At 63.7% G+C, this 22,080-nt stretch carries 18 protein-coding genes and 1 pseudogene; 10 read left to right on the forward strand and 9 right to left on the reverse strand.

The features are described 5' to 3' along the window. Positions 1 to 14 precede the first annotated feature (14 nt). Genes coaE through AC1DGW_RS09150 form a run of 3 tightly spaced genes read right to left on the reverse strand, consistent with a single transcriptional unit; the run spans position 15 to position 2,815 of the window. Complete coding sequence (gene coaE / locus AC1DGW_RS09140; protein ID WP_478021950.1) at positions 15 to 638, reverse strand: dephospho-CoA kinase; 624 nt, start codon at positions 636 to 638, stop codon at positions 15 to 17. 46 nt (positions 639 to 684) lie between these two features. After that, complete coding sequence (locus tag AC1DGW_RS09145; RefSeq protein ID WP_478021955.1) at positions 685 to 1,548, reverse strand: prepilin peptidase; 864 nt, start codon at positions 1,546 to 1,548, stop codon at positions 685 to 687. 7 nt (positions 1,549 to 1,555) lie between these two features. Continuing rightward, the gene (locus AC1DGW_RS09150) at positions 1,556 to 2,815 is read right to left on the reverse strand and encodes a type II secretion system F family protein (RefSeq protein WP_478021960.1); all 1,260 of its coding nucleotides are present in this window, start codon (positions 2,813 to 2,815) and stop codon (positions 1,556 to 1,558) included. A 401-nt stretch (positions 2,816 to 3,216) separates the two neighbouring features. Here AC1DGW_RS09150 and AC1DGW_RS09155 point away from each other — a divergent pair. The 6 genes and pseudogenes from AC1DGW_RS09155 to AC1DGW_RS09180 form a co-directional block, all read left to right on the forward strand. Continuing rightward, positions 3,217 to 3,318 (forward strand): annotated as a pseudogene (locus tag AC1DGW_RS09155) (prepilin-type N-terminal cleavage/methylation domain-containing protein); the annotation flags it as partial. A 395-nt stretch (positions 3,319 to 3,713) separates the two neighbouring features. Continuing rightward, complete coding sequence (locus tag AC1DGW_RS09160; RefSeq protein ID WP_478021965.1) at positions 3,714 to 4,040, forward strand: prepilin-type N-terminal cleavage/methylation domain-containing protein; 327 nt, start codon at positions 3,714 to 3,716, stop codon at positions 4,038 to 4,040. A 109-nt stretch (positions 4,041 to 4,149) separates the two neighbouring features. Continuing rightward, positions 4,150 to 6,027: a hypothetical protein gene (locus AC1DGW_RS09165; protein WP_478021969.1), complete on the forward strand. Its 1,878-nt coding sequence runs from the start codon at positions 4,150 to 4,152 to the stop codon at positions 6,025 to 6,027. Positions 6,028 to 6,137: 110 nt separating this feature from the next. Next, on the forward strand, positions 6,138 to 6,608 hold the full coding sequence (locus AC1DGW_RS09170) for a hypothetical protein (protein WP_478021973.1): 471 nt from the start codon (positions 6,138 to 6,140) through the stop codon (positions 6,606 to 6,608). Further along, on the forward strand, positions 6,605 to 7,540 hold the full coding sequence (locus AC1DGW_RS09175) for a hypothetical protein (RefSeq protein WP_478021976.1): 936 nt from the start codon (positions 6,605 to 6,607) through the stop codon (positions 7,538 to 7,540). The genes AC1DGW_RS09170 and AC1DGW_RS09175 overlap by 4 nt, the downstream gene beginning before the upstream one ends. Before the next feature lie 7 nt (positions 7,541 to 7,547). Further along, a complete protein-coding gene (locus AC1DGW_RS09180) occupies positions 7,548 to 8,318 on the forward strand; it encodes a class I SAM-dependent methyltransferase (RefSeq protein WP_478021978.1) in 771 nt (256 codons plus the stop codon). Here the strand turns inward: AC1DGW_RS09180 and AC1DGW_RS09185 are convergent. The 4 genes from AC1DGW_RS09185 to AC1DGW_RS09200 all read right to left on the reverse strand — a co-directional run bounded on the left by AC1DGW_RS09185 (position 8,315) and on the right by AC1DGW_RS09200 (position 12,257). Continuing rightward, positions 8,315 to 9,364 (reverse strand): glycosyltransferase family 2 protein, encoded by a 1,050-nt coding sequence (locus AC1DGW_RS09185; RefSeq protein ID WP_478021980.1) that lies wholly within the window; start codon positions 9,362 to 9,364, stop codon positions 8,315 to 8,317. The genes AC1DGW_RS09180 and AC1DGW_RS09185 overlap by 4 nt on opposite strands. After that, a complete protein-coding gene (locus AC1DGW_RS09190; RefSeq protein ID WP_478021984.1) occupies positions 9,334 to 10,260 on the reverse strand; it encodes an NAD-dependent epimerase/dehydratase family protein in 927 nt (308 codons plus the stop codon). The genes AC1DGW_RS09185 and AC1DGW_RS09190 overlap by 31 nt, the downstream gene beginning before the upstream one ends. Next, positions 10,253 to 11,221, reverse strand: coding sequence for a glycosyltransferase (locus tag AC1DGW_RS09195; RefSeq protein ID WP_478021986.1), 969 nt, complete (start codon positions 11,219 to 11,221; stop codon positions 10,253 to 10,255). The genes AC1DGW_RS09190 and AC1DGW_RS09195 overlap by 8 nt, the downstream gene beginning before the upstream one ends. A 178-nt stretch (positions 11,222 to 11,399) precedes the next feature. Further along, positions 11,400 to 12,257: a glycosyltransferase family 2 protein gene (locus AC1DGW_RS09200; protein ID WP_478021989.1), complete on the reverse strand. Its 858-nt coding sequence runs from the start codon at positions 12,255 to 12,257 to the stop codon at positions 11,400 to 11,402. Between the two features lie 139 nt (positions 12,258 to 12,396). Between AC1DGW_RS09200 and galE the strand changes: the two genes are divergently transcribed. Beyond that, a complete protein-coding gene (gene galE, locus AC1DGW_RS09205) occupies positions 12,397 to 13,371 on the forward strand; it encodes a UDP-glucose 4-epimerase GalE (RefSeq protein WP_478021991.1) in 975 nt (324 codons plus the stop codon). Positions 13,372 to 13,392: 21 nt separating this feature from the next. On the opposite strand, the gene AC1DGW_RS09210 is transcribed toward galE, so the two are convergent. Next, complete coding sequence (locus AC1DGW_RS09210; RefSeq protein ID WP_478021995.1) at positions 13,393 to 14,091, reverse strand: hypothetical protein; 699 nt, start codon at positions 14,089 to 14,091, stop codon at positions 13,393 to 13,395. A 153-nt stretch (positions 14,092 to 14,244) separates the two neighbouring features. On the opposite strand from AC1DGW_RS09210, the gene pilB reads away from it, so the two are divergent. The 3 genes from pilB (at position 14,245) to AC1DGW_RS09225 (ending at position 20,379) form a co-directional block, all read left to right on the forward strand. After that, positions 14,245 to 15,975 (forward strand): type IV-A pilus assembly ATPase PilB, encoded by a 1,731-nt coding sequence (pilB, locus tag AC1DGW_RS09215; RefSeq protein ID WP_478021999.1) that lies wholly within the window; start codon positions 14,245 to 14,247, stop codon positions 15,973 to 15,975. 253 nt (positions 15,976 to 16,228) lie between these two features. After that, on the forward strand, positions 16,229 to 18,454 hold the full coding sequence (locus AC1DGW_RS09220) for a two-component system response regulator (RefSeq protein WP_478022001.1): 2,226 nt from the start codon (positions 16,229 to 16,231) through the stop codon (positions 18,452 to 18,454). Positions 18,455 to 18,456: 2 nt separating this feature from the next. Beyond that, positions 18,457 to 20,379 (forward strand): sensor histidine kinase, encoded by a 1,923-nt coding sequence (locus AC1DGW_RS09225; protein WP_478022004.1) that lies wholly within the window; start codon positions 18,457 to 18,459, stop codon positions 20,377 to 20,379. 295 nt (positions 20,380 to 20,674) lie between these two features. On the opposite strand, the gene AC1DGW_RS09230 is transcribed toward AC1DGW_RS09225, so the two are convergent. Further along, entirely contained in the window at positions 20,675 to 22,042 is a 1,368-nt protein-coding gene (locus AC1DGW_RS09230; RefSeq protein WP_478022006.1) for a sigma-54-dependent transcriptional regulator, read from the reverse strand. Positions 22,043 to 22,080 lie beyond the last annotated feature (38 nt).

The raw sequence follows: 22,080 nt of genomic DNA on the forward strand, positions 1-22,080 counted from the left end.
CATGAAGTCCGGTGTCAGGAGCGCGGTTTTCCGGCCGCCAACTGCCGATAGAGTCGATCCAGTGCTTCCACCTGCGGCTGCAGGTGCTCCGGCTGTCCATCATTGACGATCACATCATCAGCCAGCGCCAGCCGCTGCTCGCCGCTGGCCTGTGCCTGGATCATGCGTGTCGCCAGTGCGGTGTCGATATTGTCGCGCAGGAGCAGGCGGGCATGGCGCACCGCTTCCGGTGCATCGACCACCACGATCCGCTCCAGCCAGGGGTAGGTCGCCCGCCCGCCGGCTTCGGCCAGCAGCGGGATTGCCGCGATGGCATAGGGGCTGTTGGCGGTTTCGCAGATGTCCCGCACCCGCGCGCGGATCGCCGGGTGGGTGATGGCTTCCAGCGCCCTGCGCTCCCCGTCGTTGCCGAAGACATGCTCCCGCAGCCGTGCGCGATCGAGCGAGCCATCGGCCAGCAGCATCGCGCCGCCGAAGCGCCGGCTGATCTGGTCCAGTACGGGGCTGCCCGGCGCCACCACTTCACGCGCGGCGACATCCGCGTCGGCCACGACGATGCCCAGTTCCTCGAAGCGCCGGGTGACCGCACTCTTGCCCGAGGCGATGCCGCCGGTAAGCCCGACGATGAACCTGCTCATGGGCAAGGGCCTGTGTCCATGGAGTGGCCGGGCGCGCCGGCCACCGTCAGGCCAGGCCGGCCCAATGGCGGTAGGCCGAGATCATGGGGTCACCCCACATGAAGACCAGCCAGCCGGCGATGGCCAGGTAGGGACCGAACGGGATGGGCGTGGCGCGGTCACGACCGCGCGCATACAGCCAGATCGACCCGATGATGGCGCCTACCAGCGAGGACAGCAGGATGATCGGCAGGATGCCCTTCAACCCACACCAGGCGCCAAGCGCCGCCAGCAGCTTGAAATCGCCGTGGCCCATGCCTTCCTTGCCGGTGATCTGCTTGAACAGCCACCACACCGTCCACAGCGACAGATAGCCCACCGCCGCGCCTATCAGTGCCGGCTTGGCGGGCATGTAGAGGTTGTCCATGCTGCCGATCAGGCCCAGCCACATCAGGGGCAGGGTCAGCTGGTCGGGCAGCAGCTGGGTGCGCAGGTCGATGCCCGACAGCGCGATCAGGAAGCAGGTCAGCACGATCGCGCCGAAACCCTGCCAGCCGAAGCCGAACTGCCACACACTGGCCAGCACCAGTATCGCGGTCAGCAGCTCCACCAGCGGGTACTGGATGGAGATCGGTGCCTGGCAATGGCGGCACTTGCCGCCTTGGATGATCCAGCTGAACAGCGGGATGTTCTCGTACCAGCTCAGCTTGTGCCTGCAGTGCGGGCAGTGCGAGGGCTCCACCACAATGCCGGGCGGCGGCGGCTCATAAATGTCGGGCTCGTCGAGGATCTCGCGCGCATCCCGTTTCCATTGCCATTCCATGCGCCTGGGCAGGCGCAGGATCACCACGTTAAGGAAGCTGCCGATCAGCAACCCCAGTCCGGCAGCGGCGGGATAGCCGATGCCGGGATGCTGGTCGAGAAATGCCATGGGTCAATCATCCAACAACGGAGGCGAGCTTGAAGATGGGCAGGTACATGCCGATGACCATGCCGCCGACGACCACGCCGATGAACACCATGATCATCGGTTCGATCAGGCTGCTCAAGGCGTCCACGGCGTTGTTCACTTCCTGCTCGAAATACTCGGCCACCTTGAACAGCATGGTGTCCAGCGCACCGGCCTCTTCGCCGATGGCGGTCATCTGCACCACCATGTGCGGGAACAGGTTCACCTGCTTCATGGCCATGTTTACGGGATAGCCCACTGCAACGTCGTCCCGCATGCGGAAGACGGCGTCTTCGTAGGTTTTGTTGCCGGTTGCACCGGCCACGATGCCCAGTGCCTCGACCAGCGGGACGCCAGCCTTGAAGGTCACGGCCGTGGTCCGGGCGAAACGGGCAATGGAACTGTTGTGCATGATCTGGCCGATCACTGGTACCTTCAGGATAAGGCGGTCCATCGCGTACTGCATCTTGGGGGTGCGCTTGTAGGCGAAGATGCAGCCGCCGACACCCACGACCACCACCAGCAAGATCAGCCACCACCAACTGACCATGAAGCGGGATGCCGCCACGATCATTTGTGTGAATACGGGCAGTTCGGTGCCGAAGCTCTTGAAGATATCCTCGAACTGCGGGACGACCCAGAGCAGCAGTACAGAGCTGACCAAGAGGGCCACGGCGATGACCATGGCTGGGTAGAACAGTGCCTTCTTGATCTTGCCTTTCAGCGATTCCAGGTTTTCCTGGTAGTTGGCGATGGTCTCAAGCACGGTTTCCAGCACGCCAGCGCCTTCGCCGGCCCGTACCAGATTGCGATACAGTTCATCGAACTGCACGGGGTGCTTGCTGATGGCTTCGTACAGCGAGGAGCCGCCTTCCAGGTCGGCGCGGACCTGGCCCACCAGTTTGGCCATGCGCGGGTTCTTGTGGCCGCTGCCGATGATCTCCAGCGCACTCACGATGGGCACGCCCGACTTCATCATCGTCGCCATCTGGCGACTGAAGAAGGCGATATCCCGGGGTTTGATGGGTTTGCCGGCGGCGCCGAACAGTGGCTTCGGCTTGGGTTTCACCACGGTAGGGGTGATGCCCAGCTTGCGCAGTTCGGCGCGCAGCAGGTTGGCGTTGCGGGCGTCCTGCATGCCCTTCATCTTCACGCCGCGCTTGTCGGTCCCTTCCCAGACAAACGGCTGCATCTGGCTGGTGCCGCGTGCGACGGGTTCTTTGCTCACTGCGCTGCGGGTAACGGACATCGTTCTTCTCCCCGTCCGGCCACTCCCCGGGCCAGACAACTTCCGCATGGTAGCCGGTCCGCCGGGGGACGGCATCCATGGTAGTGACAAGCGTGGTCGCCATCACGGTCCGTCGAGCGGGTTGGGGGGGGCTTTAGGATGGGGGCGGTTCGTTCCTGGGGGTATCCGCACTGAGGCTGGCGGGGCGATGGAATGTCGTGATGTGACGCAGTGCGTCACCATGGCGTCTTCATCCCAGAATCGGCAGGCGGGACTTCCCTTCTGGATGAAGGCTGCTCATCATGCATATGGGGAATATGGCGGGCGGTGGTCCATTGGCACGCAACCTGCTGTTCAACCCATTACGGGGTGGGCGACGGCCCTCCCGGTGCTCTCAATCCAAACCTCTAGGGGATGTACAGATGAAGATGATGCAGAAGGGCTTCACCCTGATCGAACTGATGATCGTGGTTGCGATCATTGCCATCCTGGCTGCCATCGCGCTGCCGGCCTACAACAACTATCGCGTGAGCTCAGCCGAAGGTGCCTGCCAGGCCGAAGCCAAGGCCTACATGAACTCGGCCGTTGCGGCTTTGATGTCGAGCATGACGGTTGCTGCTCCGAAGGCGAAGGCGTGCACTGCGCCTACCGCTGCTCTGGCCAGCATCACTGGTACCACTGATTTCACTCCGAAGCTTCCGGGTACGAAGCACACCATCTGCAATAATGACACGGCTACCTGTGGCAAGCCGGGCGCTGGCACTCCGTAATCTTTTGTGTTGGCGTTGTCTTCAAAAAGCCCCTCAATGAGAGGGGCTTTTTTGTCGTTTGGCCACCTTTGCTGGCGAAAAATTGCCTATGGCACGCCAATTGCTTGGAAATGCCGAAAGAGGGAGGGTCCCTCGGGATATCGATTGCCATGAATCGCAACACGCACGGCTTCACCCTGATCGAGTTGATGATCGTGGTTGCGATCATCGCCATCCTGGCGGCCATCGCCCTGCCTGCCTATAACAACTACCGGATCAAGTCGGCGGAAGGGGCGTGCCAGGCGGAAATGAAAAATTATGCCGACTTCGCCATCGCGGCGATCTATAACAGCATGACCGTCCAGCCTCCGCCGCAGCGGGCCTGCTCCAGCGCGGATACGGCCATCGACCTGGATACTCCGATCACGGGTAGGCCGAAATCACCGGGCGTCGCGCCGACGACCTGTGACATGCACACGGCGAATTGCTCGCTTTGATGGAGTGTCGCCGAACATCGGCGGGCGGGATCTCATGCTGCATGGGCAATATGGAAGGTCATTCAATCGGCGATACTTGAGGCCTTGGTCTCTTCGTTGCCTTTGCTACATGATGCAGTCAAAGTACATATTCCTGCTGTGTTCACTGGTTTGCGCGGCGTTCGCCGCCCTGCTGTTCGTTCCGGGGTTACCGGGCGATTTCGTTTTCGACGACAACATCAACATCGTCGGTAACAGTGGCATCGAACTGCAATCTCTGACCCCTGCCGCTTTGAAGGACACGCTGTTCAGTGTGCAATATGGGGGCGCCACCCGGATCATTCCCACGCTGACATTCGCGATTGACTACTACAGGGGTGGTGGTCTGGATCCGGCCACGTTCAAGTCGACCAGCATCGCCATCCACGCGCTCACTACGCTCGTGCTGGTCATGTTCCTGCGCAACCTGCTTGTCGCAGTTGGAGAGCGGCCATCCCGTGCTCGCTGGATTGCACTTGCAATGTCGTTCGCATGGGCCGCGCATCCGCTGCAGGTATCCTCCGTCCTATACGTTGTGCAGCGCATGCAGACCCTGGCGACGCTGTTCATCGTGTTGTCATTGTGGAGTTATCTCAAGGCCCGCCAGGCGCAGATCGAAGGTCGAAGTGGCCGCACCGGCTGGATGTTGACTGCACTGCTGTGGATGCTTGCTTTGGGCTGCAAGGAAGACGCGATCCTGCTTCCTGTGTACACATTGGCAATGGAGTTGACCGTGCTGCGTTTCAGGGTGGCCAGTCCGGTCCTTGCGCGCAGATTGCAGCGGGGCTACCTGTGCACTGCCTTGGTCGGGGTCGTCGTATTCCTGGTGGTGGTCGTTCCCCACTACTGGTCCTGGGATGCCTACTACAACAGGAATTTCTCCAGCTATGAGCGCCTGCTGACACAAGGTCGCGTGCTCTGTGTGTATCTCTGGGAAATCCTGCTGCCGCTGCCATCGCACATGCCGTTCTACTATGACTGGCTGCAGCCATCGCGTAGCCTGTTGCAGCCTTGGACTACTCTGCCTGCGCTGCTGTTGATCGTTGCTTTGTTGGCAGTTGCCTGGAAACTCCGGCTTCGCTGCCCTCTGCTGGCGTTCGGCATTTTTTTGTTCTTTGCCGGGCATTGCATCACCAGCAATGTTGCTGGGCTTGAGTTGGCGTTTGAGCATCGCAACCACCTCCCATTGCTCGGCATTATGCTTGCAATCGGAAGTTTGTTGGTTTCCCTCGCGGATCGGCTTCATTTCCGTCCTGCTTTTTTTGCTTCCATCGCTCTCTTGCTGTTAGGGGGGCTTTCCGGTGCCACAGTCATGCGATCGGACTGGTGGGACAGTGACCTCCATCTCGCCAAGACAAGCACGCAGCTTGCTCCGGGCTCCACGCGGGCCTGGAACCAGCTATGCGTCGCCTACTTCAATCTCGGCGGGGGCGACAGGGCGGACAATCCTTATCTTGACGAGGCCATCTCTGCGTGCGGGAAAGGTGCAGAAGTCAACGTTGATTCGATAAAAACACTGACCAACATCATTGCGATGAAGGCCATCCAGGGCACCTTGTCCTCAGCCGACTGGGATCGCTACCTGCAGCGACTCCGGCACGTCACCATGACGCCAGAAAATGCTTCCTCGATCTGGGTCATCGTCAACAAGGCGCGTGATGGCGCGTCGATGGATGGAGCGCGCCTCATTGAAGCGCTGGATATCGTCAGCAGGCGCAGGTCCCTCAAGCCCGTCGAATCCGCCGCCATGGGGTACTTCATCCTCGGTCATACACAGCAGCCAGACAGGGCCTACCCATATTTCGCCCATGCAGTGCAAAAAACTCGAGACCCGGCTTTTGCGCTGGGAATTGTCGAGGAGTTGCGCAAAGAGGGGCTTCCTGCTTGGGCGGACAGACTGGAGACACTGGTCCATGTTCCAGGCAATGGCGAGGCATTGCATCAGGCATCGGGAGATCATCAGGAGTGAAAGCAGTCATCCTTGCCGGTGGTCTCGGTACCCGGATCAGCGAAGAAACCACCTTCCGCCCGAAGTCGATGATCGAAATCGGTGGCGCGTCGGTGTGATGGCACATCCTCATGATCTACAACAGAACTGAGGTGCATATCTGCGAGTTCGGGAGGAAGAGTGCGTGGCATATCAGCTGTGCTGATCGGCGACAGTCCGTTACCCAATGGTTTCCGGTCCTCCAGGAAGCATTGGACAAGCCGGATTGGTGTGTGTTGGTGACGATCAAATCGACCCCGATGATGGAGGCGCTGGTGTTCTATGCCCGCATGGGCCGTAAATACAGCGAATGCGCCAAGTGGTGTTATGGCTCGTTGCTGAAGATCACGCAAACTGCGCCTAGCTTTCTTCTGCTGGGCAGTGCACGGGCTTCCTTCACGTCAGAGCAAGTGGAACAAGACGGGCGGATGGTGTTTCGCAATGACCAGCATTTGACCGGAAGCCTTGCGGCATCACTTGCAGCACCAATGGCAGAGCCTCTCCAGCAGGGGATAAGCCGCAGGCGGAAAGGCAATCATGTTATTGGCCGGGAGGTTCGTTGATAAAGCCCTACGTGCGCGCCCTGAAAAGCCAGTTGGCGACGCTCCGCTCGAGCACGTCGTTCAAACGCGTCATTCTTGCGCTTCAGCTGGGGCTGGAATTTGCGCTGGTCGCCTTCTTCATTGCCTACGGCGTGCTGCATTGGAATGACATCCGTGCGGCCTTCACCAGCGTGTCCCTGACGGGATTGTTGGCATGCATGCTTGCGTACAGTGCCATGCACTTCTTTGCCGTCATGGCCACGAGCAGCCTGCTTCGTTCGCTTGGTCACCCAAGGCCTTATCGCATGCTTCTTGCCATTCATTTGCGCAGGCTGCCTGCCAAGTACCTTCCGGGAGGCATCTGGCATGCCGTGAGCCGTGGTGCCGATCTGGTGAATGAGGGTGTTCCCGTTCGCAGCATCGGCCAGTTGGTGGGGGTCGAGCAACTGCTGGCAATCTGGTGGTCGGGATTTCTCGGGTTCATGCTTGCCGGGCTGGTGTTTGATGGCGTGGTTCGCAGCGTTGCCTCAATGATCGCTGTGTGTTGGTTGGGTGTGACACTGCTTGCCTTGGTCTGGTTGGGGAAAGCTCGCCGATGGCGGCATCTGGTGGCAGCCGTCAGCGCGCCGAAGATACTTCTGGCCTATATCGCCGGGTGGTTTTGTCTTGCAACCGGGTTCACTCTCTACCTTTGGCAAAGCGTCGATACGTTGAACAATCCACTCCAGGTCGCGGCGAGCTATCTAGTGTCGTGGATGATTGGCGCAATTGCGTTCTTTGCTCCACAAGGTATTGGGGTTTTCGAGGTTTCAATGGGGAAGGCATTGAGCCAGTTCGGGCCGCTACAGGGTGGTATCCTCTGGTTCATTGGTAGTTACCGGCTTGTGGTGTTGGCCGCCGATCTCGTTGTCTGGGGCGGCGGCGTGTGGTTCCGATTCGTGCTGAAGAAGTGAGAAAGCCGTGATATTGCGCAAGCGACTGCTTGAGGTGGTTTATTCAAACAGATGCCTGAAGCATCTTTTTTTCAACCCTTTTGCCGAATATCACCAGTGGCGATTGCTCGGATTCGTGCGCGATGTGGCGCGGGCAGTGGGTGCCGGGGAAAGTATCATCGATGTTGGCGCCGGAGAGCTGAAGTACAAATCCCATTTTGGCCATTGTCACTACACAAGCAACGACCTCTGCGTTGGTGACGGGGAGTGGAATTATGCCGGCATCGATGTGGTTTCGTCCGCTTATGAAATTCCAGTCGAAGACAACAGCTTTGATGCCGTTCTCTGTGTTCAGGTGATGGAGCATCTGGATAGCCCCGACCGTGCGTTCCGTGAATTTCATCGCATACTCAAGCCTGGTGGGCGAGCCTATGTTTCCGCGCCACTTATTGCGGGAGAGCATCAGCAGCCTCATGACTTCTTTCGTTACACGCAATACGGGTTTTTGGCGCTCGGTGAGCGGAACGGGTTTCGTGCATTGTCCATTGCGCCGCATGGTGGATGCGCGGTCGCAGTCGAGACGCTGCTATGGGCAGCCTTTTGGGAGCTAGCTCCCATACGTCGGCAGTCACTTCCACGGTATGTGGTGTATGCCTTGCTCTATCCGGTGAAGTTGCTGAGTGGGGCTTTGGCTCTCCTGCTGGACATGCTGGATCGAAAGAAATCCATGACCATTAATTACGATGTGATTTATGAGAAAGTGGTGGCGGATTGCCTGATGGATCGAGTGGGAGGCTAACTCAGTCGCGGTAGTCCACTGCGCAGAAGAACGGCCAGTTTACGCGGCCATGGGGTAAAGACGTGCAAGTAGTTGAACAGCGTGCAAGCACGATTGGCCTGCACGGAGCGGCGCAGGGAGAAAATCGTCTTACTGCTGCGCCAAGTATCACGTAGCGCGGCGACATAGATATCCTGCCACGGGCGTGTACTGCGCAGGGCGAGCGACAATAGACCCCCTTCAAGCAACAGCGCCATTACCTGAAGAGCAAGCCACGGCCATATGAGAATGGTCGGTGTGCAGGCGATGAATACGGCCAGTCGATTGCGTTCACTCAGGTAGCGGCGCCGGTAACGTGTGTGGATACCGCCATCTCCGACGCGGTTGCCGCCAAAGCTGGCGCCTTGGCGGTGTCGGTAGCCACTGGTGGGCAGGCACCGGACCTGCCACCCACGTAGGCGTGCCGCGCAGCAGAGATACAAATCCTCGCCAATGGATTCCAGCCAGTCCGGGAACCCTCCAAGCGTCTGCCAATCTTCGCGTGAAATCCACAGGCATGCCCCGATGGTGAAGGCAACGTCGCTTCTCTCGGGAACAAGGTTCGGTACCGGTACATTCAGAGGGTCAAGCAGGCAACCCCTATCAACCAAAGCGCCGCTTTCCCAATCGTATTGTGGCAAAGTGAAAATACCCCGGCTCGACTGGCGGTGCGCTTCTCCCAGAAAGGCTTGTAATGCATCTTCATGCAGCGCTGCATCGTTGTTCAGTAGCAGCAGGAATTTTCCGCGCGCTTGCTTGGCCATGCGATTGTTTGCAATGCAGAATCCGACGTTCTTGTCAGAAACCAGCAACTCCACGCCTGGATATCGTTGCTTGATCCATTCGGCCGAGCCATCCGATGACGCATCGTCATGAATGATGATCTCGACCGAGATGCTCCCTGCTTGTGCCAGTATCGAGTCGATGCAGTCGGCAAGCACTCCCACGCCGTTGTAGTTGGCGATGCAGATGGAGCAGAAGGGCTCCGCGGCAGGAGTCAACGCCGGGAGGTGGTGAACCAGCGCCATGTGCGCTCCAAGCCATCCATTAAATCGACTTCAGGCTTCCAGTTGAAAATGGTGCTGGCGCGGGTTGGCAGTAGATGTGCGTCTGGGGCGTCCACTGCGCGGGCTGCGTCATGTTGGCGATGCAATGTGAAGCCGGTTACCTGCTCGATAGCGGAGAACAAGGAGTTCAAGTCAACGCTGCTCCCGCTGCACGCATTGAAGACATTGAATCCCGATATGCCTCGGGTGCGGAGCGCAGACATTACCAATGAAGAAAAATCATCGATATAAAGGTAGTCCCTCTTCGCCGAGCCATCACCCCAAACCTGCAATACATGGCCCTGCGCGAGTTTGCTGAAGGCTGTAGGAATGATTCCGAATCCCGGACGCTCGTTCTGTCCCGGGCCGTAAAGATTTGAGGGGCGAAACACGATGGCGTTACTCGAGCACTGGTGACACCATGCCTCAATGAACTGCTCGGCGGCGATTTTGCCTGCGCCGTGATATGACTGGGAATGGAATGCCCCGGATTCGTCCTGTGGGCCAATACCTAGGCGGCTACGCAACGCCCCACCCGATGACGCATAGACGAGAGGCAGGTGCGGTCGTGACTGCATTGCCTCAAGCAACGCCAAGGTTGGTTTCAGGTTTCCTTCAAGTTCGAGAACCGGCTTGCCTGCGGAGCTTCCCGGTGTGGTGGTTGATGCGACATGCACCACGGCGCGAACGCGATCCAAGAGCGCCGCAAAGTCGTCGGGTTCCCGCAATTCGCGGACATGCACTTCCACGTTGTTTCCGGGGGCGATGAGGGGGCTTCGACTTACCGCAATGACATCCTCGCCATTGCGCGCCATTGCCTCAAGCAGTTGCCGCCCAACGAAACCTCCTGCACCGATAAGCAGTATCGGCTCAGCCATGAGTGTTTCCTTCCAGCAAGTAGTGATAGGCGGCCAAATACCGGGATGCACAGTCTTCCCACGTGCCTGCCTCACTGGAGATCGCCATTCGCGCCGCTTCTCCTTGGACACGATTGACGTCCTGCTCCTCAAGTCTTTCCAGCGCCGCCGCATACTCACGCTGGTTTTTGCAAAGGATGCCGGTTGTTCCATTCGCGACGATATCGGCATGGGCCGGCAGGCAGGAGGCAATGATCGGCATTCCGGAGGCCATGGCCTCTAGCATCACCTGTGGCCGCCCCTCCGCATGGTTGCTCAGCGTAATCAGGCCCTGTGCGCGTGGAAACCATTCATCGACCAATTGTCGGGATGTAGCAGGCCCGTGATGGGAAACCCAATCTGGGATTGCGATCTGCTCCTGCATCGGTCCGAACAGATGCAACTGCCGTCGACCATCACGGAACAGGGGCTCGGACCACTCGAACAGCGGCCCGAGTTTCTTCTCCGTGAGACGTGTGATGACCAGCCAGCAGGGTGGTTCTTCGGGCTGGCGCCGGATGGCATACCACTGCGGATCGACGCCAAAAGGGATCGGCCTGATTTCGGCCAGATCACCGAACGATTCGCGCAACGGCTCCACCATCCAGTCCGCGTTCGGGCACAGTATCGCGCGCCGGCCGCGAAGAGCGCGCCGGAGTGCATGGCGCATCATTGGCATGCGCAGCAATTGCATATCGTTTCCCAGCGCAGTGATCAAGACGGGCTTGCCATCTGCCGGCAACGGCAATGCGCATTGCAGCCAGTTGATGTGGTGGAGATCGACGTCCCTGTTCCGGTGATAGACGGCATGCAGCATGCGCAACAAACTAATCGCCGCGCCGATCCCCGCCATGGGTTTGGTCCGCAGCCAATGGGAAATCCCACCACGATTCATCAGTTCGGCCAGCCATTTGGCTTCTTCTCCCGTTGAGGCGTCGGCCACGCCGGGGATTCTGTCGCCAGGTGGAGCCCATTGCCGTAGATTGACTTGACCGGAACGGGCAAGTGCCGCGCTGATATGCATGATGAACACGCCACGCCAATCGGAGGCGTCGCGTGGATAGGACGTGCTTGTGAACAGTACCTTGAATGACCGTTTTCGCTCCGATGGATGCATGTCTTCAGGCCCCCCGACGATATGTCAGCGACGTGATCTGCTCCGATATCAATCCGATCAGGAAAATGATGACCGCTGCGCTGAACAGCAAGGTACTCATGTTGGTCAGGCGGTGCATGGTGGCGAAGGTGTAGCCGTAGTAACCCAATCCGGTTGTGAAGAAGGCAGCGGCGATGGGAGCAAACAGCTTCAGCGGCGAGTACAGCGTCGCGATCTTGAAAATGATCAACAAGAAGCGGATGCCGTCCTTGATCGGTCGGATGTGGCTGTTGGTGCCTACCCGCTTGGCGACCGGGATCGGAACGTAGGCCACCGGGTAGGCGCTTCGGAAGAAGGCCATGGTGCTGGTGGTGGGGTAGCTGAAGCCGTTGGGCAGCAGGTGCAGGAATTCGCGGAAACGCTCGGCCCTCACGGCCCGGAAGCCGGACGTGAGATCGTCGATGCGATGGCCGGTCATATGGCTGGCGAGGCGGTTGTAGAAGCCGTTGGCAAGGCCGCGATGCAGGTTGGCCTGGCCGCTGCGGTCGCGCGCGCCCACCACCATGTCATAGCCCTCTTCCAGCTTGGCCAGCAAGGCGGCGACGTGCTGTGCGCTGTGCTGGCCGTCGGCGTCCATGAAGACCAGGATCTCGCCGGTGGCAGTGCGGGCGCCGCGCTTGATCGCCGCGCCGTTGCCCATCGAGTACGGGTTGCTGACCACCTGGGCGCCATGGCTGGCCGCGATGGCCGCCGTATCGTCGGTGGAACCGTCGTTGACGACGATGATCTCCGCCTGCGGCCAAGCCTGCCGCAATGCCGGCAGGGTGCGCTGCAGCCCCTCGGCCTCGTTCTTGGCCGGCAATATGATGCTCAGTCGCTGCACGTTCTGTACCTGTCGTTCTCCCCGGCGGACATGGTAGCGGGAACCCGCCGCCATGGGATGGGGCGGGTTCTCATTCCTTGCGGAGGGCTCCGCGAATAGAATTGCCGCCGTTGCCGCTGTTATCCACATGGAGTGCCCGGTGAAAGCTCTTGTCTGCGGCGGCGCCGGCTACATCGGCAGCCATATGGCGCGCCTGCTGGCCACGTACGGCCACGAGGTGGTGGTGCTGGACGACCTGTCCACCGGGCATGCGCAGGCGGTGCAGTGGGGGCGGCTGGCCGAGGCGGATGTGCTGCATCCGCCGTCGCTGGAAGCGGTATTCGCGGGGCAGCGGTTCGATGCCGTGTTCCATTTCTGCGCGCGGTCGCTGGTCGCCGAGTCGATGGCGCAGCCGTACGACTACTACGCCAGCAACGTCGTGGGGACCCTCAACCTGCTCGAGGCGATGCGCCGGCACGGCGTGCGGCGGCTGGTGTTTTCCTCGAGCGCGTCGGTGTTCGGCCAGCCGGCTGGCGGTCTGGTCGATGAGGATCATCCGACGCAGCCGATCAACCCGTACGGCGCCAGCAAGCTGATGGTCGAGCGCATCCTGGCCGATGCGGCGGCGGCCTACGGGCTGGATTCGGTGGCGCTGCGCTATTTCAACGCGGCCGGCGCGACGGCCGATGCGCGCATCGGCGAGTCGCACGCCTGCGAGACCCACCTGATTCCGAATGTGTTGCGTTCGGTGCTGGAGAACGGGCCCGCGCTGAAGGTCTTCGGCGGGGGCTATCCCACGCCCGACGGCACCTGCATCCGCGACTACGTGCACGTCGACGATCTGGCGCAGGCGCACCTGCTGGCACTGGACTATCTGCGCTCCCACCCGGGCGCCCACGCTTTCAATCTGGGCAATGGGAAAGGTTTTTCCGTGCGCGAGGTCATTGCAGCCGCGTCGGCTGTGACCGGTCGTACCGTGCCCTGGGAGATGGCGCCGCGTCGTGTTGGCGATCCGGCGGTGCTGGTCGCTTCAAGCCGGCGGGCGAAGACAGAACTGGGCTGGTCGCCGGCCTGGACCGAACTGGATGCCATCATCGAAAGTGCGTGGCGCTGGCATCGCGCACAGCCCTGGTGAGCGGGGGCGTCCGGGCATCCGTCAGTAAGTGACCACCCGTACCGGCTGCAGGCTGCCGGCCTCGAGCACCATGCGCCCGGCGCCATGCCGGGCCACGATTGGCAGGCTGCGGAAAGGTGCGCCCGTCGCGGTGCCGGTGGGCTGGCCGTCGGCGGTGCTGGGTGTGGCATTGATGGCCAGCCGCGATGTGATCCCGGCGTAAGGCACATACCACGCCGGCTTCAGTTCCCGGTCCATGCCGGTGTCGAGGAAGGCGGCAAGCACTGACGCATGGTCGATGCGCGACGTTCCGGGGCGCAGGCCCACCAGCACCGGGGCGCCATGCGGCAGCCGCGACCATTCGGGACGGCTGGCCCGCGCCAGGTCGGCAGCTTCCACTTCATTGGCCAGGACGACGGCCATGCGCATGTCGCTGGCGACCACGAACACCGGCCGGGTCTGCCACAGCATGTGCAGGCCGAAACCGAGGAAGACCAGCTGCAGCAGGCAGACGACGGCCAGATCCAAGAGCAGGCTCTTCTTGCCGGGCTTGAACACGATGAAGGTCAGCAACGGCCCTGCGATCATCTGTGCGCCCAGCAGCAGGCCGAGCAGCGGCAGCACGCCGGAGATGCGGTACAGGCCCCACGGATGCCAGAGCGGCAACACGATGGCGGCGATGGTAGCGACCAGCAGCAGGCTGGCCAGGGCGTGCAGGGCGGCGGCTTTCCAGCGGTTCATCGGTCAGGGCGTGGATTGGAGGCACACAGCATGCGGGCTGTCCCGGCCGGCGTCGAGTCGCTCGAGCAGGGCGTTCCACGCACCGACGGACCTCTGGCGCGAGAGGAGGGCGCGGGTACAATCGCCAGACTGTCGTCCGTGCCGGGGAACACCATGAATACAGCCGTTGCCGCCAATCTCGTGGGCATCACCGGGATCGCCCGCCGCCTGGTGCAGGACGGTGCACTGGACGAGGCGGCAGCGCGCAATGCGATGGCGCAGGCGGCAACGGCCAAGGTGCCGCTGGCGCAGTGGCTGGCCGAGAAGAAGCTGGTCAACGCCGCGCAGCTGGCGGCGGCCAACGCGGTCGAGTTCGGCATGCCGCTGCTGGACGCGTCGGTGTTCGACGCCAACCACAACGCGATGAAGCTGGTCAGCGAGGAACTGCTGCGCAAGCACAACGTGCTGCCGCTCTTCAAACGCGGCGGCAAGTTGTTCATCGGCACCAGCAATCCGACCCAGTCGCTGGACGAGATCAAGTTCCACACCAACCTGGTGGTCGAGCCGATCCTGGTGGACGAGGACCAGATCCGACGCACGCTGGACCAATGGGTGGCGAGCAACGAGAGCCTGTCCGGTGGCCTGGGCGACGACGAAGAGGGCATGGGCGACCTGGAGATCGCCGCCGGTGACGAAGACCTGAGCGGCGCCGGCGATGCCGGCATCGATGCCAAGGGCGACGACACCCCGGTGGTGAAATTCGTCAACAAGGTGCTGGTGGACGCGATCCGTCGCGGTGCTTCGGATATCCACTTCGAGCCCTACGAGGACGATTACCGGGTCCGCTTCCGCATCGACGGCCTGCTCAAGACCGTGGCCAGGGCACCGGTGAAGCTGCGCGAGCGCATCGCCGCGCGCCTGAAGGTGATGTCGCAGCTGGACATCGCCGAGAAGCGCGTGCCGCAGGACGGCCGCATCAAGCTCAACTTGTCCAAGACCAAGCAGATCGACTTCCGCGTGAGCACGCTGCCGACGCTGTTCGGCGAGAAGATCGTGCTGCGCATCCTCGATGGCAGCGCGGCCAAGCTGGGCATCGACAAGCTGGGCTACGAGCCGGTGCAGCAGCAGCTGTTCCTGGACGCCATCCACAAGCCCTACGGCATGGTGCTGGTGACCGGCCCGACCGGTTCGGGCAAGACGGTGTCGCTGTATACCGCGCTGGGCATCCTCAACGACGAGACCCGCAACATCTCCACCGCCGAGGACCCGGTGGAAATCCGCCTGCCGGGCGTGAACCAGGTACAACAGAACAACAAGCGCGGCATGACCTTCGCCGCGGCGCTGCGCTCGTTCCTGCGCCAGGATCCGGACGTGATCATGGTCGGCGAAATCCGCGACCTGGAGACGGCCGAGATCGCGATCAAGGCGGCGCAGACCGGCCACATGGTGCTGTCCACCCTGCATACCAACGATGCGCCGCAGACCATCGCGCGCCTGATGAACATGGGCATCGCGCCATACAACATCACGTCCTCGGTCACCTTGGTCATTGCCCAGCGCCTGGCGCGGCGGCTGTGCTCCAACTGCAAGAAGCCCGCGCATCTGCCGGAGAACGCGCTGCTGGCCGAAGGCTTCACCCAGGCGCAGATCGACAAGGGCATCCAGCTCCACGAGCCGGTCGGCTGCGAGGAATGCACAGAGGGTTACAAGGGCCGTACCGGCATCTACCAGGTGATGCCGATGACCGACGACATCGCCACGATCGTGCTGCAGGGCGGCAATGCGCTGGACATCGCCGAGGCCGCGCAGAAGATCGGGGTCAACGATCTGCGCCAGTCGGCCCTGCTCAAGGCCGCGCAGGGCATCACCAGCCTGACCGAGATCAACCGCGTCACCAAGGACTGACGGCCGATCGCCAGCGGACCGCGGGGGCTGGCGAGCGGGGTGTTTCCTCCTTGCCGGGGCAGGCCCGATCTGCGCCGTGACCCGGGCCGGCACGACCCCGGGGGCAGGACCCGACGCCGCGCTCAAGCGCGGCCGGGGACCTGCCGATAGATCTCCATGGGGCAGGCAGAGGCTGTTCGACCGCCGGGCATGATTGCGCTAGGCTGGCGTGGCACGTGTCGGTCCAGTACAGCCGGGTCTGGGGGAAAGGGGCATGAGCGGTAGCGCATGGTCGGGCGACGACAGGATGTTCGAGTTCCGCCAGGAACTGGTCGACAACGGCCAGTCGCCGGACAGCACCCCCTTCACAGTCCTGAGCGTCGATGACGATCCCGGCTTCCAGCAGTCGCTGCGGATGGCGCTGTCGGATTTCCGTTTCAACGAAAGCCCGCTGCGGCTGCTGACGGCGTCCTCGTCCGGCGAGGCGCGCGAGATGATGGCGGCCAATCCCGGCATCTCCGCGATCCTGCTGGACGTGGTGATGGAGACCGACGACGCGGGCCTGCAGCTGGTGCGCGCGGTGCGCGAGCAGATGGGCAATTCCGAAGTGCGCATCGTGCTGATCACCGGTCAGCCCGGCATGGCGCCGCTGCGCAAGACCCTGCAGCAGCTGGACATCAGTGAGTACTGGCTCAAGACCGACCTGTATCGCGAGCGGCTGCAGGGCATCGTCACCGGTTCGCTGCGGACATGGAGCGAGATCCACGCGTTGGCGCGGGCCAAGCGCGGGCTGCAGCATATCGTGCAGGCCGGCAGCCGCCTGGCCGGGCTGCGCGATCCGGACGGTTTCTCGCGCCAGTTGCTGCGCGAACTGGCGGCGCTGTTGGAGGTGCCGCTCGACGGCCTCGTATGCGTGCACGACGGCACGGTCGACCTGCCTCCGGACGAGGCGATGGTGACCGCGGCCGATGGCTGTTTCGAGGCATTGGAAGGCCGCCGCGTGCAGGACATCGCCGACCCGATGGTCCGCGACCTGCTGCTGGATGCGTTCTCGCGCCGTTCCAGCATCGGCATGCCCTCCAGCCAGGTGCTGTTTCTCGACGGCGACGGCACGGTGCCGCCGATGGCGATCTACCTGGCGACGGAGCGCTCGCTCGACGCCGAGGAACACGAACTGCTGCAGGTGTTCGTCACCCACGCCAACGCTGGCCTGGTCAATGTCGACCTGGCGGCGCGGCTGGACCGCGTCGCCTACCGCGACAGCCTGCTGGACATTCCCAACGGCAATGCGCTGCGCCGCGACCTGCGGCAGGTGCTGGAGCTGCCGCGGCCCTGCGGGCAGAGCCTGCTGGTGGTCGACCTGGGGCAATACAGCGATGGCAGTCTCGCGCTGGGGCCGGAGCAGGGCGACCTGCTGCTGCAGCGCATGGCCGAGCGGCTGGCGCAGATGTATCCGCCGCCCTGCCGCGTCGCGCGCCTGCACGAAGGCACGTTCGCCGTGCTTGGGCCGTCGCGGTGGCTGGCCTCCGATCCGGTCGATGCGCTGGAGCAGAGCGAGGATGCCGGTGAACTGCCCTTCCTGCGCGTCGATGCGGCACGCGTGGACTTGGACGAATACCGCGGCGGCGCCGGTGGCGCGCTGGCGGCCGGCCTGCTGCTGGTGAACCGGATACGGGCCAGCGGCGGCCATGGCGTGGCCGAGTACCAGATCGAGAGCGAGCAGGAGAACCTGCACCGCTTCCTGGAGTCGCGCGCGCTGTACCGGGCACTGCGCGAGGACCGCGTCGGCATCGCGCTGCAGGCGCAGGTGGACCTGGAGAGCGGCGCCATCGTCGGCGCCGAGGCGCTGGCGCGCTGGACCGAGGATGGGCGGCCGATGTCGCCGGCCAGCTTCATTCCGGTCGCCGAGGCCAGCGGCCTGATCGTGCCGCTGGGCGGGCGCGTGATCGAGCTGGCCTGCGATGCCTTGCGGGCGATGGAGCGGGCCGGCTTCCCGGATATTCCGGTATCGGTCAACGTGTCGCCGCTGCAGCTGCATCGGCGCGAGTTCATCGAGGAACTGGCCGCCACGGTGGCGCGCCATGGCATCGAACCGCGGCGGATGGAACTGGAGATCACCGAAGGCACGGTGATGAGCGATTACCAGGACGGCCGCGAGCTGCTGGCGCGCCTGCGGCGGCTCGGGTTCGGCATCGCGGTGGACGATTTCGGGACCGGCTATTCGTCGCTGCGCTATGTGCATTCGCTGCCGGTGACGCGGCTCAAGCTGGACCGGCAGTTCACCGCGGGCGTCGGCGAGGAAGGCGGCGGCGCGAACGTGGCGGACATGATCATCGCGTTGGGCCGCCGGCTCGGCCTGGACATCGTCGCCGAAGGCGTGGAAACCCCGGCCCAGGTCGAATGGCTGCGCCGCCATGAATGCCCCTGTGCGCAGGGCTATCTGTTCGCGCGCCCCGAGCCGGTGGAAGACTTCATCGCGCGGCTGCGCGGCCAGGCCTGAGCGTGCGCCGCCTCTGGCAGTCGCCGCGGCTGCGCTGGCAGGAGGCCTGGGCCGCGCTGCGCGCGCATCCCTGGCGGGTGACGCTGATCGCCGCCCCTTGGCTACTGGGCCTGCTGACCGCGCTGCCGGTGCTGTGGTACGAAATGGACCGGGCCGTGCGCCTGCCCGAACGCCAGGCCGCGCACGATGCGGTGGAGAACGCGGCGCAGTCGATGCTGCGCCGGCTGGGGCGATTGCGCGACGACACCCGTTTTCTTGCCTTCCTGACTCCGCGCCTGCTGGAGACCGGTTCGCAGGCGCAGCTGCTGGAGACCTACACCAGCTTCCTGATGGCCGGGCGCGATTACCACAAGGTGCGCTGGATGGATGCTTCCGGCCGCGAGCGCCTGCGCGTGGACCAGGACGCGGGCAGCATCCGCCGCGTCCCCGGGGGGGCGCTGCAGGACAAGCGTGGCCGGCCGTTCTTCGAGAACGCGCTGCACCTGCAGCCGGGCCAGATACACCTCTCGCCGCTGGACCTCAATGTCGAGAACGGGCGCATCGAGCAGCCGCTGCGCCCGACCCTGCGCGCTTCCTCGCCGTTCGTGCTGGCCGACGGCAGTGCCGGCGTGGCGGTGGTCAACCTGCATGGCAATGTATTGCTGGAACGCCTGCGCGAGCGGGCGGCGCAGTCGGGTTTCAGCCTGTACCTGGTCCACCCGCAGGGGTACTGGCTGATCGGGCCGACCCCGGGCGACGCCTGGGGATGGCAGCTGGGTCAGGCCGGGCACACCGTGGCGAACTTCGATCCGGCGCTGTGGGCCGCGATGCAGCGGCGGCCATCGGGCGACTGGCACGATTGGAGTTTCTCCACCCTGCAGGCGGCCTGGCGGGGTACCGAGGGCGATCTGCTGGCCCATGCCGATCCGACGCTGGGGCAGCTGCGGCTGCTGGTGCACCGTTCGCGTCCGCCGGCCGCGCGCTGGAAGGCCGTGCTCGGCGGGCTGGCACTGCTTGGCGCCGTGCTGGTGCTGTGGGTGGTGCTGGGCCAGGCGCGCGGCCTGGCGCGCGAGCTAGCCTACATGCAGCGCCTGCGCGACAGCAACGAGGCGCTGGCGCTGGCGAACGGGCATCTGCAGGCGGCGCAGCAGGAACTGGCGCGGGCCGAACGGCTGTCCTCGCTCGGCCTGATGGTGGCCGGCGTCGCGCACGAAATGAACACCCCCCTGGCCAGTGCGCAGTTGGCGCTGGGCACACTGCGCGGCGGCATCGCCCGCCTGCAGGCGCAGATCATGGCGGGCCTGCGCCGGTCCGAAATGGAGGACTTCCTGGCCGAGGCCACGAGCGCCTGCGCGCTGGCCGACGGGGAACTGCGGCGTACATCGGCGCTGGTGCAGCGGTTCAAGCAGGTGGCCGTGGACCGCGCATCGCTGGAGCGCCGCCACTTCGACCTGGCCGAAGTCCTGCTCGATGCCGACCCGCGCCTGCGCCGCGGCGGCCCGGCCGACGGCATCGCGATCGAGCTGGACCTGGAGCCGGGCATCGCCATGCAGACCTATCCCGGGCCGCTGGAGCAGGTGGTGGCCAACCTGCTCAACAACGCGCTGCTGCATGCGTATCCCGAAGGGAAGGGCGGACGCATCCGGCTGGCGGCCCACCGCGATGGCGAGGTGCAGGTCCGCATAGACGTCGCCGACGACGGCAGCGGCATCGCGCCGGAGCATCTGGCGCGCATCTTCGAGCCGTTCTACACCACGGCACGCCACCGCGGCGGCACCGGCCTGGGGCTGCACATCGTCCACCAGATCGTGACCGAGGTGCTGGGCGGACGGATCGAGGTGCACAGCCGCCGCGCAGGCGATCCGGGCGAGGCCCCGGTGGGTACCTGTTTCACGCTGCACATTCCGTGCGAGGCGCCCGAGCGCCCCGAGGCTTCCGCGCCATAGGCGGGAGTGTTCCCTTCGTTGGGGGATTGCCGGGTTGCGCGGCACTCCTGCTTGAAGGGCGAGACGCAGGAAGGTGCCGGATGCGGATGCCTTGGAGGGGCGGATGACGGCGTGCGGAAATCCAGGGCCATCGCCACTTGGAGCGCGTCGTCATGGCCCTGGATGGCGAACACCCCGGCGTTGTCTTCCGGGGGCCGGCCTGCCTCACGCGTGGCGTCGTGTTCTACCTCGCTCTGGCTCCCCGTAGAGGGACCTTCTACCCTTCTGCGTCTCCTCCCGCGAGGGAGAAGGCGGGTCAGTCCATCCCCAGTTTCTTGAGCTTGTAGCGCAGCGCCCGGAAGGTGATGCCCAACTGCGCGGCGGTGCGGGTCCGGTTCCAGCGGTTTTCTTCCAGCGCTTTCTGGATGGCCGCGCGTTCCATCTGTTCGATATAGGAGGGAAGGGCGGCGTTGCCGGCTTCGATGTCGGCCACCGCTTCTTCGGTGGCCATGGACGCATCGGTGCGCGGCGCCGGCAGGCGCAGGTCGCTGGCGCCGATGCTGTCGCCATCGGCCAGGGCGAGCGCGCGTTCCAGCACGTTCTCCAGTTCGCGCACGTTGCCGGGGAAGGCGTAGCCGGCCAGGGCATCCAGCGCAGAGGGCGAGAGCAGCGGCGTGGGCAGCTGCTGCGAGCGGGCCAGGCGGCTGAGGATGGCCGCGGCCAGCTGCGGCAGGTCGCCGCGGCGTTCGCGCAGCGGCGGCACGCGCAGTTCGATCACGTTGATGCGGTAGTACAGGTCGTGGCGGAAACGACCGTCCTGCACCAGTACGGCCAGGTCCTTGTGCGTGGCCGAGAGGATGCGCACGTCCACCGGTACTTCGGTGGCCGAGCCGACCGGGCGCACGGATTTTTCCTGGATCGCGCGCAGCAGCTTGACCTGCATCTGCAGCGGCAGTTCGGCCACTTCGTCCAGGAACAGGGTGCCGCCATGGGCGGCCTGGAACAGCCCCGGCTTGTCGGCATGCGCGCCAGTGAAGCTGCCCTTCTTGTGGCCGAAGAACTCGCTCTCCATCAGCTCGCCGGGAATGGCGCCGCAGTTGACCGGGATGAACGGTCCGGCCGCGCGCCCGCCCTGGTCGTGGATGGTGCGCGCGACCAGCTCCTTGCCGACGCCCGATTCGCCGACGATATACACCGGCGCCTGGCTGCGCGCGACCTTGGCGATGGTGGTGCGCAGTTCGGCCATCGCCTGCGAGTCGCCGAGCAGGCGCGAAGCGCTTTCCGGCGGCGCGGACGGCGCGGCGCGCTCGCTGTTGTTGAGCTCCAGCGCGTGCTTGACCATGCCGCGCAGAACACCGATGTCCACCGGCTTGCTGACGAAGTCGAAGGCGCCGGCCTTCAGGGCCTCCACCGCCAGGTCCATGCTGCCGAAGGCGGTGATCATGGCCACCGGCGTGCGCGGATGGTCGCGGGCGATCTCGGTGACCAGCTCGATGCCGTTGCCGTCGGGCAGGCGCATGTCGGTCAGACACAGGTCGAAGCTGTTGCTGGCCAGCAGTTCACGCGCTTCGGCCAGGTTGGCGGCGGTGCTGATGCGCAGTCCCATCCTGCCCAGGGTGAGGACCAGGAGTTCGCGGATGTCCCGTTCGTCGTCGACGACGAGCGCGCTATGCGTCACGTTCATGTTGAAAACGATAGCCGAGTCCGACGCTGGACGTCATC

The sequence above is a fragment of the Stenotrophomonas sp. 05N423 genome (assembly GCF_056397145.1).